A 12,092-nucleotide genomic window follows, 5' to 3' on the forward strand; every position below is an offset into this window, starting at 1 on the left:
AGCAAAATAGGTACTGCTCTCCACCTCACTCCCGATCCGCAGGAATCCTAATTCGAATCTCTGTACCCTCGCTGGGTGCACTGCGAATAGCAAGCTCAAAGCGGCTCCCGTAGTAAAGTTTAAGACGATAGATGACATTTTGTAGACCTATACGCTCACCCATTTCTTCCTGCCTTTGCATGTAACCATATAAGCGTTGTACCTGTTCCTCAGACATGCCCACCCCATCATCCCGAACCGTTAGAATCAGTTGTCCTTCCTCATGCTCAAAATGTATCTCAATGCGTCCCCCATGCTTTAGCGGCTCAATGCCGTGGATGCTTGCATTTTCAACCAGTGTCAGCGCGACCATTTTGGGAAGCAGATTGTCCAGGTCTTCAGAGCGCGCTTGCACTTCGTACTGTATTCGCTCACCAAAGCGATATTGCTGGATTTCCAGAAAACAACGGATCAGCTCCAGCTCCTCCCGTAAAGTAACCCGATCCTTGTTCCACACCAGCGAATTGCGGAAAATCCGTGCCATGTTATGAATAATGCGCGCTGTCTCATCCTCATGCTTCATCAAGCTCCGCATGCGAATCGTCTCCAGCGCATTGAACAGGAAATGCGGGTTGATCTGGCTGTGAAGTGCATTCAACTGAGCATGTCTGCGCTGAATTTCCAGATTTTTTCGCTGTATATCGGCCATATAGACATCGTTAATCAGTCGCTTTATTTTCAGCGTCATCCGATTAAACTCACCTGTTAATTGCCCGATTTCATCTCGCGACTCTGTACCGCGAATCAGCTCAAAATGCTGGTTTTTCACCTTCTTCATGTGCTTTAAAATACGATGAATCCTCACGTTCAACGAACGTGTAATCCAAATAATGATTAATGTAGGCAGCAGCATATTTACACAGGTTAACAAGAGCACAAAATTGCGAGATTCCTGCATTTCATACAGCACTGCATCTCTCGATACCGCAGCCACAATGCTCCAGCCATTCAGATTGCTCGTAAGCACATAATTCGTCTTGAACTCCATCGTGTCCTCGGGCAGCTTGAGAGTGTTATAGGCTACATGTTTGTGGTTTATATCCACTTTGGGGTCCGTTGTATATTCGATTCCCCCTCGTTCGTTCAGCAGAAAGAGACTTCCCTGCAAATTCAGGTTATTGAAAATCTCCCGAATGGACGACATTCGCAGTTCTATTTTCAGTATTTTTTCACGACCATTTTGGGAATAAAAGTAGTTCATCCGCCGAATCAGGCTAAAAGGGTACATCTGTTCACCTGTGCTGTCATCGGTACGTACAAATATAGGCTTGGACTGGCGTCCAGGCGAGATTTTGGTATACCAGGGCAAACTTCTGACTCCCTCATCTATAAAGCTGATTCCCCCGGAATTCAGCAGCGTTGAATTATTTGTGTAGATCGTAATTCCACCTACGGAATGGTATGCAGGACTGTAAGTGTTGTTCAAGATATGACGTAAATAAGAGTCATAAGCGGCGATATAGTCAGCAGGGTGGGGATATGTTTCTTCCAATACCTCATTGAGCTGATGATCAGTATAAAAGATAGACGAGATTTCCATCGCATCTTCAAATTCACGGTAAAATTCAATTTTAATCTGTTCCAGTGCGCGCGAAATATCCTGCATACGCTGTTCCTTCACGTTTTGCGAGGTGACATGGTAAAAAATAAGATTGGTCAGCACTACAGGCGTAAAAACACAGAGAAAATAAAGCAGCAGCATTTTATCTCGCAGTCGTACATGATCAAGAGTCATTCTCAGCATCTTCATTCGCCGGCCCTCTCTGACTCGTTGCCAACAATCAGGCTGTTGCGGTATTCGCTTGGTGTGGCATGCGCCATCTTTTCAAACTGGGTAACAAAATAGTCTGAACTGCCGAAGCCCACGCGCTCAGCAATTTCATAAATCCGCAGATCCGTCTGCCGCAACAAGCGTTTCGCCTCCTGAACACGCAATTTCAGCAGAAATTCGTTAAAGTACACACCATACGTTTTCCTGAACAATTGACCGAGGTATACCGGGTTCATGTAAAAGCGAGCCGCAATACTTTTCAGGCTTATATTCTCGGCGGCATGCTGCTCAATGTAAGCACGGATGTGCTGGATGCCTCCTTGCTGACAATCCTTGCGCAGAACCCCAATATACCTTCCACTTTCCTCTGCAAAAGCTGTAAACAATCGCTGTAGTTCACCGAGGGACAGGTTCATGTCCTGCCAGTTCATCATCGGTTCTAGTGACTGAAGTGAGCGCTCATCTCCCTGCATGTTTTGAATGACCCGAACGATACTAAGTAAGCATTGATGCAGACTCATTTTCATAGCCTCAGGTGCATAACACTCCTCCCGAAAACTGCTAAATAAATAATCCACGGCCACACGCAGCTCATCCAACCGCAGTTCCTCAACTTGTTCCGTCAAGCGATCCAGTACGTCCTGAGGGATGGTCTTATAGTGAAGTGGTGGCATTCCCTCCCGTAGATATACAACAATACCGCTATTGTCATAAATGTATTTATGGAGCACTGCTTCCTTTGCACAGGCGTAGGACTGCTGGATATCCTGCAACCGATTCACAGGCTTTCCTGCATAAACGAAAACCCGACTTCCCAGCTGACCTTTTAGTGTCTTCATCCCCTCTATCTCTCGTTGTAGCGCTTTCATAAAAACTTCGACCTTGCCTTCAAAACACCCCAAAAAGAAGTCCGGTACGATAAGACCAATCCGGTTACGATGCTCATGAACATAGAGAGGGTACTTACCATCCATTAAACGATGAAGCGCTTGCTCTATAAGCTCCCTGAACTGAAAAAGTGATAGCATGACACCATCGTCACCGGAGCGCCAGGGATGTTGGTCATTCAGCTCGACGAGTACATAGTACATATACGTGGCTTCCCCAAGCCGCAGCTGCTGCTCCCACTGTGTCACCACTACATCATCCACTGGGTTCATCATCACAGTCTCTAACAGCCCACCTGCATGGTGATTCTGATATCGTTGTGCATTCTGTTGTTCACGATGCAGTCTTTCACTCAGCTTGCGCAGTGTAGCCGAAAAGTCACCCTCATCAATCGGCTTAAGCATAAAATCATGAACCCCATAGCGGATTGCCTGCTGCGCATAAGCAAAATCACTATAACCGCTTAAGATAATAAACGCGGGATGTTCTGTACTCTGTTCGAGCACAGACCGGATCAGCTCTAATCCGTCCAGCACAGGCATACGAATATCGGTAATGACCAGGTCCGGGTGAATACGGCTGATTAGCTCCAGCGCATCCTCACCGTTATCAGCTTCTCCTACGATTTCAAAACCACAGGCTTGCCAATCCATGAGTTGAAGCAGCCCTTTGCGAGTAAAGGTTTCATCATCCACCACAATGGCTCGATGCAGCTTCATAACACGCTTCCTCCTTTTGAAGTATGCCTATTTTATTATTTTAGTTAACTATTCCAATGATCTCAGTCAATATGGTAATGTAAAACATCAGAAATTGGAAATTTTCGTTATACCTATTATATGACGAATAGAGGGGTGCAAAGCATGCGCACTCCAGCAGCCAAGCCAAAGCAGTAAATATACAAAAAGGAGACGAATCCCTGAATAGGGGTTCGTCTCCTTTTTTGCTATTGCGTAAAAAGCTTTTATTATTCTCTTATTCGTGAATTCAGGCTATCGCTCAGCGATGATACTGACCGCTTGCAGATGGTCGGCGTACTTTACAAACTGCTTGCGCATACCCATAACCCTTGTCCGGGCAGCATGGTTACGCATAAGGTTAAAGGCGATTTTTCCAAATCTCAACCAGCCCTCGTCCTGAATGATACGTGGCAGATGCAATAAGTGCATGGGAACCGTATAGATTTTAACGACCTTAAAGCCTTCCTCTTTCAGCAGCTGTTCCCACTCTGACACCGTCAACGGTGTCGCATTAACTCTCATGGCTGTAGCCAAATCCTTGTAAATTTGTTTTCTGAGCGCAGGCTCAATATGGTTAGAAGCAAGGCACATCTCATGAATAGCATACTTCCCGCCCGTTTTCAAAAGCCGCCTGGCTTCCGAAATAATCTGCGCTTTCTTGGCTCTTGTGTGCATCGTCAGCATGGCTTCCCCATATACCACCGTCGCAGAGGCATCCGGCAACGGAACCTGTTCAGCATCGGCAATAATAACTTCCCGGTTTGCTCCGCTTGCATACGTTTTTACAATAGAAGCCGCCTTCTCATTCTGTTCAATCGCAATATAACGACGGGGATTAAGCCGCAGTGTGATTTGGGCAGTTATACCCAATCCGGGGGCAAACTCAATAACCTCATCCTGCCCGGTTACGTCAAGTCCCTCTATCATCCAACGTGTTGTTTTTAACCCTCCGGGCCTAAGCACGCGCTTACCGAGACTTGCTAATATCCAGTGCCCTGGCACCTGTTTGTAATCTACTGTCTGCATTGGCTATTAACACCTCTCCTTAAAATTTGATAATGATATTCATTATCAATACGAGTGAAAAAAAATAACTATTTTCTTTTTTTTTTATGAGCATGTTGCTGCTGTGTCCTCTTTTATATGTTTTGCGCATAGCTTTCACTTGGCGTTTTGGTCAACACCACATGCAGGCTGGAATTCACCTCTGCACCACCACGATAGGAAAAGTGCTCATCTCCCGTAACATGAATGATATCCCCTTGGACAACTTCCGTTGCTTCGCCGTTCACAGTTACAGTCCCGCTGCCTTCAAGAACAAGCAAATATACATTCGCTCCTGGGTGATTATGTGTTGGTAGCTCGGCATTAGGAGTAAAGTTGAGAATAAAAATTACATTGTCGGCTTCCTTATGCACAATTCGTTTTGTAAACCCAGCTTCTTTATATTCCTGAAATTGAATGAGGTTTGATTTTTTCATATTAGTTCACGCTCCTGTTTGAAATTAAATTTGCTTAAGATGGATTAATACCTTTATTGTATTGGATTATTTCGCTCGCCTTGTGATTGCAATCACAAAACTAAATTTAAGTAAAAATACTTTTAAAATATTTAAAAATTTGATTTCAATCATCTTTTTCATCGACACATCCAACTAGAATCAAATTGTGTTAGATAAACAAAACAAGCAGGAGGTTATTCCATATGAAGCCTGGATTCAAGCTGGCAAAGGATATTTATTGGGTAGGAAAAATTGATAATCGTGAGGTTCCCTTTCATCGTCTTCTACTATCAAAGGGTACAACCTATAATGCATATCTATTGAAAACTGGAAAACCAACCATTGTGGATACCGTAGATATGGCGTTCGGTAGAGAATTTGCCGAAGCTGTAACCGAATTGATCGATCCATTGGATATTCAATATATCATCGTCAATCACACGGAACCAGATCACTCGGGCGGATTGGCGGCACTTGCTTCCAAGGCAACGAACGCTACGATTGTCTGCACTGAGATTGCCGTTCCGGAAATTCAACAAATGTACAAGCTTCAGCATCGCAACTTCCTCGTAATCAAGGATGGGGATCAACTGGACATTGGAGGCAAAACGCTGCTATTCAAAGAAACTCCTTATCTGCATACAGAAGAAACCATGATTACGTATTGTATAGAAGATAAAATCTTGTTCCCTTGCGATATTTTCAGTACACACGTGGCTGTAGAGCATCTATTTGCTGATGAGGCTGGTTTTGATATCACCGAGGACTTTATCGGATACTACCAGGCTATTATTCATCCACATCGCAGATATGTCCGCACATTAATCGAAGCTGTTGCTGATCTGGAAATTGAGATGATTGCACCTTCCCACGGCTTCGCGATCCGACATGATATTGCCAAGTTTATTGATTTGTACGCCTCTATGAGTACCGAAACCAAGGAGGATAAAAAAGTAGCGATTGTCTATGCCACCCTGAAAAATAACACTAAAAAAATGGCAAACATCCTGAAGGACTGCTTTTTGGAGAACCAAATCAAGGTGGAGCTATGGGACGTGGATAAAGCGGATGGAACGGAAATATTGAATAGTATTGCCTCAGCAGATGCTGTTTTCGTCGGTAGCTCTACCAAATATGCCGACATGACAGGCAAATTGGAAGACCTATTGCAACAAATGCAAAAGATGAATCTGGAAGGCAAGCTGGCTGCTGCCTTTGGTTCCTACGGCTGGAGCGGGGAAGCCATTGAAGTTGTACAGGATTACTTGAATGGTACTAATATGAAGGTCCAAAGCACTTCAGATGTAATCAAATCAACGGGTATGACCCATGTGGAATTCCCGGTGCGTATTCGTTTCTCTCCTACAGAAGTTGAAAAAGTGAAAAAAATTAAAAATGCCGCTGAATTTGTCTCAGATCTACTGCTTAGTGTTATTTAAAACACAGTAGCGTATAGCGAATAGGAGAGATACTGAATGGGTAACCAACATTACGTTATTATCGGAGGCAGTGTCGCCGCCGTCAACGCGGCAAAAGCGATTAGAGATCATGATGAGCTGGCCGAAATTTCTATTTACGGGGAGGAAGCATCCTTTCCGTATAACAGAGTCAAACTTTCCAAGGGACTATTCACTGATTTGCACAGTGACAAAATCCTGATCAAAAAGGAAAAATGGTTTGCCAATCAACGAATTCATGTGTATTCCGGCATCAAGATAACCGAGATACATCCAGAGGATTGTACTATCAAAACAATAGATGGACAAACCGTTGCTTATGACAAGCTACTGCTGTGTACAGGAGCTCACAACCGTAAGCTTGTGCTAGATGGGGCTTCTCTAAGGAACGTTCACAATATCCGTTTTCGACAAGATGCGGATCGCCTTAAAGCGGAATTGCGACAGGGAGACCGGATATGTATCATCGGCGGCGGTATTCAAGGCGTGGAAACCGCCTGGTCCTTCCAGCAAGCAGGATATGCTGTAACCATACTGGAAGCTTCGCATCGGCTTATCCCCCGTCAGCTAGATGAAAAGGCCTCCGCTATTTTGACCGATCGGATGACCGAACAGGGTACTCAAGTACTCCTTGGGCAAGGCGTAAAACGTATTAAAGGCACAGATCACGTAGAAGGTGTGGAACTACAGGACGGCTCTGTTATCCCCTGCGAGCATGTCGTGTACTCTATCGGAATTGTACCGAATACGGAGCTTGCTCGCCAAATCGGCCTTGATATTGGACAAGGCATTCTGGTGAATGCGCAGATGGAGACCAGCTCCGCCAATATCTATGCAGCAGGTGATGCAGCCGAATTTCAGAGTAGAGTAGATGGGCTATGGGAAAGCGCAATGGAGCAGGGAAAAATAGCAGGCGCTAATATGGCGGGCGCATCCGTCAGCTATCAGCGTCCCCTCCCTGTAACCCTTTCGAACTGCTATGAATCTCCTCTCTTTTCCATCGGTCTAGTAGATGAACAAGTCTGCGACACCAGCCTGATTACTAAAAATCAAGCTTCTTATACACGTATGTTCATACAAAACGGCTCTATCTGCGGCGTGATTGGCTTTGGAGATGCCCTTGCTTCACTAACATACAAAACAGCCATCATGCAGGGACTCAAACCGGACGCACCAGAGTTTACAAAAATTTTGAATGACAAGGAGAACTAGAGATGAAAAAATATGTATGTCAGCCCTGTGGATACATTTATGATCCTGCTATCGGTGACCCCGATGAAGACGTTATGCCCGGTACAGCGTTTGAGGATCTTCCAGAAGACTGGGTTTGTCCAGTCTGTGGTGAGGATCAAAGTCATTTTGCCCCAATAGATGATACAGAATAACAACCATGCGCTATAACCTGTAGTTTCCGGTTTATGAATGGAGTGAATGAATGTGAATGAGATGTCCTGCCCCTGCCAGTGCGAAAAGGAGCCCTGTGCCCGCAAAGTGCCTATCTTTTCCTCTTTGTCCTGCGAAGATTTGTGTAAGGTCAGCTCCATGATCCGACACCGAAAATATCAGAAAGGCGAGGCCTTGATTGTGGAGGAGCAGGCTTCCGATACGCTGTACATTATTAAAAGCGGGCATGTCAAGCTGCTGAAGATGACGCCTCAGGGCAAGGAGCAAATTCTGCACATTCTGACAACTGGTGATTTTTTTGGCGAGTTGAATATTTTTAACAGCGATGAGCTGAGTAACTTTAGTGCGTATGCCTTAAAAGATACTGATATTTGTATGCTCACCAAGGATGATATGGAGCAGTTGATCCGCGACAATCCCGATATCTCTTTGAAGCTGCTCAAAACCATTACTAAACGCTTGGCACATACCGAAAACCTGGCTCAAAGCCTAGCTACCAAAGACCCGGAAATCCGCATCGCCTACATGATTCTTGAGCTTGGACATAAATACGGCAAGCCGGATGGTTCCTACATTAAAATAAACCTTCCCCTTTCACGCGAGGAAATGGCTAATTATGTGGGTGTCACCCGCGAAACCATCAGTCGCAAATTCGGAAAATTTGAACAGCTGGGGATTATTCATAGCAAGGGTACAAGAGAGATTACCATCTGCGATGTACAGAAACTGAACGAATATATGGATTGAGACACATAGATACAATGTTACTCTAACATGAGGACAACAAAAAACCGCTTCTTTAACTTATGGATTGTAGTTGATCTATCAACCACTTCCATTTCGTTAAAGGGCGGTTTTTACCGTATTTTATACTCCACTAACTATCAATTGTTGTGTTCACACTTTGGGAAGACGCTCCCCATGCAGGCCGCGCTGAAGGAAGTTCTGGCGAAACTCTGTCTGTGGAAGGAGCAGTCTCAATCGTGGTCGATTTGGAGCAATCCCACACTACTTTGACCAAATACCCAAACAACAACACATTGAACAATGATGTCACACACAAAATAATACCGTATTGATCCCGAGAATTGGAGCTATAGAAAATATCGAAGGTGTTTAGGAAAATCGTAAGACTGAATCCACCCGCAAGCCACAAAAATCTGCGATCCCGCAAATGCAGATACGCTAGTACAGCTAACGCGGCCGCAGGGAACAAGTACCGTTCATGCATGCTGGAAGCGAAGGTAAATACACCTGCAATGAGCACCAGTGCAGCTGCCGCTGCAAATTGTGGTTTGCGACTGCGGATATACATCCACCACGTAAACAGAGTCACCAGCACAATGCAGATCATACCCCATGTATGGTAACTGAACAGGAACAATGTTGTAGTGTCCTGCGTATAATTGCCACCGATCAGTGCAAAGAAATTATATGCGTTCACCGAAGCATACGGATACTCGCCGACCGTTCCCTTGTATAGGTCAAGTAGCCATAACGGCTCCTGCCCCCACGAAAATGGTAATATGACCAGAATGGTCGTCACAACAGCACCGCCAATGGACAACAGCCAAGGCTGTATTTTACGTTGTCTCAGCAGCTCAAAGAACAAAACAGGCCCATAAATAATTCCCTGCGGCTTCATCAATACGGCTACCGTAAACAATACGGCTGACCAGCCGACCCGGTTTTCCACAAGCAGCACAATCATGCCCACAATCAGCATAGTAAAGAAAGAATCCACCTGCCCCCAGAAGGTCGAATTGATAAATACAGCTGGGTTAAACACGTAGAATATAGCCAATCCAAGGCTTATTCCATAGCCGACCCGTTTGCTTGCCAACCGGTACAGCATGTACGCTGTCACGATATCGGCTAATATATTGGGAAGCCGCAGCAGTACGGACATGTAGGGACTGAAAGCATCCGTAGAGCCGATTTGACCGATCACATATAAAATATAAATATAGAACGGCGGATAATCACTTGATCCGTTCGTGTAAAAGCCCGATAAGCTATCCGCTGCTGTCGTAGCCCAGTTCCGGAATAGCATTAAATCCATATGACCCGAGATCCATGGGGCGATCGCCATTCTTAAAAAGAACCCCACACCCAGCACTGTCCACAGCATCAGTCCCCGATTACGTTCCCCGAGCTTCCATTCACGAGCCCGAAAACGGTATGCAATAAACACGAATGCACCGAAGAACAAAGCGGCGAAAATCGCCAGCGGAGTAGCATAAGCAGATGAGGAGTTGCCACTTCTTCCACCACCCATACCACCGCCAGGACCGCCCATACCAGATCCGTTACCAGACATGCCACCGGGGCCTCTGTGCTGTCCGTCTCTGGCAACACCACTGCCGCCCGAAGACGTATCATTCCCGGCCGTTGTACCTTTGTCACCCGATGTCGATGTTCCCTCAGTGGAGGAGTTGGTAGGTTGCCCCGGTCCTCCCATACCTCCACCAGGTCCGCTTCCTCCTCCGAACCCGCCGGATGGGCCCTGTCTAACAGCCGCAGACTGGGACGCAGAACTACCTGAATAACTCCATAACGAAACGACACTAGCGACAGCACACAATATGAGACTAAATAGAAGTATATATTTCAGACCGTTCGCTTTCCAAACGTTCAAATCCGATGCACCTCTCTCTGTTTCTATTTTCCCATATTGTATCTGCCTTAGCTTAGGACTTTGTGAGTTCTGGCTGAATGTTGGCTGAATACCGAATCATCACACTGAAGTTTGTCGTTCCAGCTCCATAATCGCCCTTTCCAGCTGAGATTGTGGATGCTTCAGCATGTTACCGTGACCGACAGCTAATAAAGATGGATTGAAACTCACCAGCTTTTTGGCGCTTTTCAGCGAAATTCCCTTGTTCCAGGTAGCCAGTGCCGGAAAAGGAAACAGCGGCTTAAGCCTTCCCGATACCGCTATACCACCTCGGGTCTGGAAGGCGTCGCCTGCAATCAACGCACGGGTACGAGTATCCAAAAATGCCATCGAGCCCGGCGTATGTCCTGGTGCGCTGATCGCCAACAGCGAACCTACATGATCCCCATCCTCCAGTAAAACGTCAGGCTGGGTAAGGATATGCTTCGGTACATCGCCTCGAATAGGAGTATCCGGTTCTCCTGCCTCCAACGATACATCGCCCTGTAGCAGCGGTGCGTCCCGCCTTGAAATGAACACTTGCGCGTCAGGATACCTTGCCTTGAGCTTATCCAACGCACCCACATGATCCCCATGGGCATGGGTAAGTACAATTCGAATAATCGGCTGCCCGATCTGCGCCGTAGCCTGCGCTATACCACGGGTACTGTATGGCAATCCGGCATCTACCAAGGTGAGCCCCTCTTTCTCCTCCACCAAATAACAGTTCACTGGGAACAGCCGGGGCATAAACGTCAATTGATACACATGCTGCACCTGAACAATACGCATTTTAGCTCATCTCCTTGTCTTAATTATAAACTAATCATATTAGTATTATAAATAATATAATTAGTTTTAAGCAAATATTTTTGCTGCTATTCAGCCGGAGTTGGAGCTGGAACTGCTACGGGGACGATCATACTGAGAAAACAGCAAAAAGCATCCCCGGGACTCTGCCCCCGGGGATGCCTCTCACAACAAGAATTAACCTTTTCCTCCTGTTATTAATAACGAAGCCTTCTTGGCTATTTCCTCTTTATCAAACGGAGTATTTCCAGATGCCCATAAATAACCAGCCTCATGTATGATATTGGCATAAATAGGTACATAAAAACTCTTCTCTGAGTCTGTACATATGTTATCTAAACTTTTCACTAAATATTTTTTCAGCTCAATTAACATTTTTTCTTTCAACAGAGGCGCAAGACTTAAATAGCTACGACGACATTGAATTTTCGGTTGTTGATGAAAGTCACATACTGCTAGAACGAGTTGATTTATGGTGTCCTGATCGAACTCTACTACTCCTAATGTTCGTTTTTCAATGACGTTCGAAGCAGAGTCGTCAATCATGTAATCCAACATTTCGTACTTATCATTAAAATGTGCATAAAATGTAGCACGATTCACTTGGGCCCCTTTTGTTAGATCTGCTATTGTTATCTTTTCAAAATCCTTTTCATTCACTAAATTAACAAAAGCGTTAATCAACGATCTCTTTGTATGTGTCATTCGCATATTTTTTACTTTTGTCCCCACGTTCTGCCCTCCTTATTTGGCACATTTCAATTTTTGTTTCTATAACAACATTCTCATTTAATTGTTGGTTGTTCCATATATTAAGCGGGCTTA

The 12,092-nt window shown here is 45.2% G+C and carries 11 protein-coding genes; 4 read left to right on the forward strand and 7 right to left on the reverse strand.

What is annotated here, in order from left to right; all coding sequences use genetic code 11:
* Window positions 1-25: 25 nt before the first annotated feature.
* From ACM1ND_RS25835 to ACM1ND_RS25850, 4 genes are all read right to left on the reverse strand, one after another.
* Window positions 26-1,789, reverse strand: coding sequence for a sensor histidine kinase (locus ACM1ND_RS25835; RefSeq protein WP_076264547.1), 1,764 nt, complete (start codon window positions 1,787-1,789; stop codon window positions 26-28).
* Window positions 1,786-3,417, reverse strand: a complete 1,632-nt coding sequence (locus ACM1ND_RS25840) for a response regulator transcription factor (protein WP_076264548.1) — start codon at window positions 3,415-3,417, stop codon at window positions 1,786-1,788. Before ACM1ND_RS25840 ends, ACM1ND_RS25835 begins: the two co-directional genes overlap by 4 nt.
* A 273-nt stretch (window positions 3,418-3,690) precedes the next feature.
* Window positions 3,691-4,464: a class I SAM-dependent methyltransferase gene (locus ACM1ND_RS25845; RefSeq protein ID WP_028540834.1), complete on the reverse strand. Its 774-nt coding sequence runs from the start codon at window positions 4,462-4,464 to the stop codon at window positions 3,691-3,693.
* Window positions 4,465-4,577: 113 nt separating this feature from the next.
* Entirely contained in the window at window positions 4,578-4,919 is a 342-nt protein-coding gene (locus tag ACM1ND_RS25850) for a cupin domain-containing protein (RefSeq protein ID WP_076264549.1), read from the reverse strand.
* Window positions 4,920-5,143: 224 nt separating this feature from the next.
* On the opposite strand from ACM1ND_RS25850, the gene ACM1ND_RS25855 reads away from it, so the two are divergent.
* The 4 genes from ACM1ND_RS25855 (at window position 5,144) to ACM1ND_RS25870 (ending at window position 8,548) form a co-directional block, all read left to right on the forward strand.
* Window positions 5,144-6,379, forward strand: coding sequence for an FprA family A-type flavoprotein (locus tag ACM1ND_RS25855; RefSeq protein WP_076264550.1), 1,236 nt, complete (start codon window positions 5,144-5,146; stop codon window positions 6,377-6,379).
* 36 nt (window positions 6,380-6,415) lie between these two features.
* Window positions 6,416-7,609, forward strand: coding sequence for an NAD(P)/FAD-dependent oxidoreductase (locus ACM1ND_RS25860; RefSeq protein ID WP_076264551.1), 1,194 nt, complete (start codon window positions 6,416-6,418; stop codon window positions 7,607-7,609).
* A gap of 2 nt (window positions 7,610-7,611) precedes the next feature.
* Window positions 7,612-7,782 carry a rubredoxin gene (rd, locus tag ACM1ND_RS25865; RefSeq protein WP_007432984.1) on the forward strand — a complete coding sequence of 57 codons (171 nt, stop codon included), beginning with the start codon at window positions 7,612-7,614 and terminating at the stop codon, window positions 7,780-7,782.
* A gap of 61 nt (window positions 7,783-7,843) precedes the next feature.
* Window positions 7,844-8,548 (forward strand): Crp/Fnr family transcriptional regulator, encoded by a 705-nt coding sequence (locus ACM1ND_RS25870; protein WP_028540837.1) that lies wholly within the window; start codon window positions 7,844-7,846, stop codon window positions 8,546-8,548.
* A gap of 130 nt (window positions 8,549-8,678) precedes the next feature.
* On the opposite strand, the gene ACM1ND_RS25875 is transcribed toward ACM1ND_RS25870, so the two are convergent.
* The 3 genes from ACM1ND_RS25875 to ACM1ND_RS25885 form a co-directional block, all read right to left on the reverse strand.
* On the reverse strand, window positions 8,679-10,439 hold the full coding sequence (locus tag ACM1ND_RS25875) for a glycosyltransferase 87 family protein (RefSeq protein WP_418026863.1): 1,761 nt from the start codon (window positions 10,437-10,439) through the stop codon (window positions 8,679-8,681).
* A gap of 99 nt (window positions 10,440-10,538) precedes the next feature.
* The gene (locus tag ACM1ND_RS25880; RefSeq protein WP_418026865.1) at window positions 10,539-11,249 is read right to left on the reverse strand and encodes an MBL fold metallo-hydrolase; all 711 of its coding nucleotides are present in this window, start codon (window positions 11,247-11,249) and stop codon (window positions 10,539-10,541) included.
* Window positions 11,250-11,444: 195 nt separating this feature from the next.
* Window positions 11,445-11,999 carry a TetR/AcrR family transcriptional regulator gene (locus tag ACM1ND_RS25885; protein ID WP_023990922.1) on the reverse strand — a complete coding sequence of 185 codons (555 nt, stop codon included), beginning with the start codon at window positions 11,997-11,999 and terminating at the stop codon, window positions 11,445-11,447.
* Window positions 12,000-12,092: the final 93 nt, after the last annotated feature.

The sequence above is a fragment of the Paenibacillus sp. JJ1722 genome (genome assembly GCF_048282685.1).
GTDB classification, from domain to species: domain Bacteria; phylum Bacillota; class Bacilli; order Paenibacillales; family Paenibacillaceae; genus Paenibacillus; species Paenibacillus polymyxa_B.

Excerpts from the sequence above, each read along its gene's own strand:
- rd (WP_007432984.1), top strand. The coding sequence starts at position 7,612 with ATGAAAAAATATGTATGTCAGCCCTGTGGATACATTTATGATCCTGCT.
- ACM1ND_RS25870 (WP_028540837.1), top strand. The coding sequence starts at position 7,844 with ATGTCCTGCCCCTGCCAGTGCGAAAAGGAGCCCTGTGCCCGCAAAGTG.
- ACM1ND_RS25850 (WP_076264549.1), bottom strand. The coding sequence starts at position 4,919 with ATGAAAAAATCAAACCTCATTCAATTTCAGGAATATAAAGAAGCTGGG.
- ACM1ND_RS25860 (WP_076264551.1), top strand. The coding sequence starts at position 6,416 with ATGGGTAACCAACATTACGTTATTATCGGAGGCAGTGTCGCCGCCGTC.
- ACM1ND_RS25855 (WP_076264550.1), top strand. The coding sequence starts at position 5,144 with ATGAAGCCTGGATTCAAGCTGGCAAAGGATATTTATTGGGTAGGAAAA.
- ACM1ND_RS25845 (WP_028540834.1), bottom strand. The coding sequence starts at position 4,464 with ATGCAGACAGTAGATTACAAACAGGTGCCAGGGCACTGGATATTAGCA.
- ACM1ND_RS25835 (WP_076264547.1), bottom strand. The coding sequence starts at position 1,789 with ATGAAGATGCTGAGAATGACTCTTGATCATGTACGACTGCGAGATAAA.
- ACM1ND_RS25880 (WP_418026865.1), bottom strand. The coding sequence starts at position 11,249 with ATGCGTATTGTTCAGGTGCAGCATGTGTATCAATTGACGTTTATGCCC.
- ACM1ND_RS25840 (WP_076264548.1), bottom strand. The coding sequence starts at position 3,417 with ATGAAGCTGCATCGAGCCATTGTGGTGGATGATGAAACCTTTACTCGC.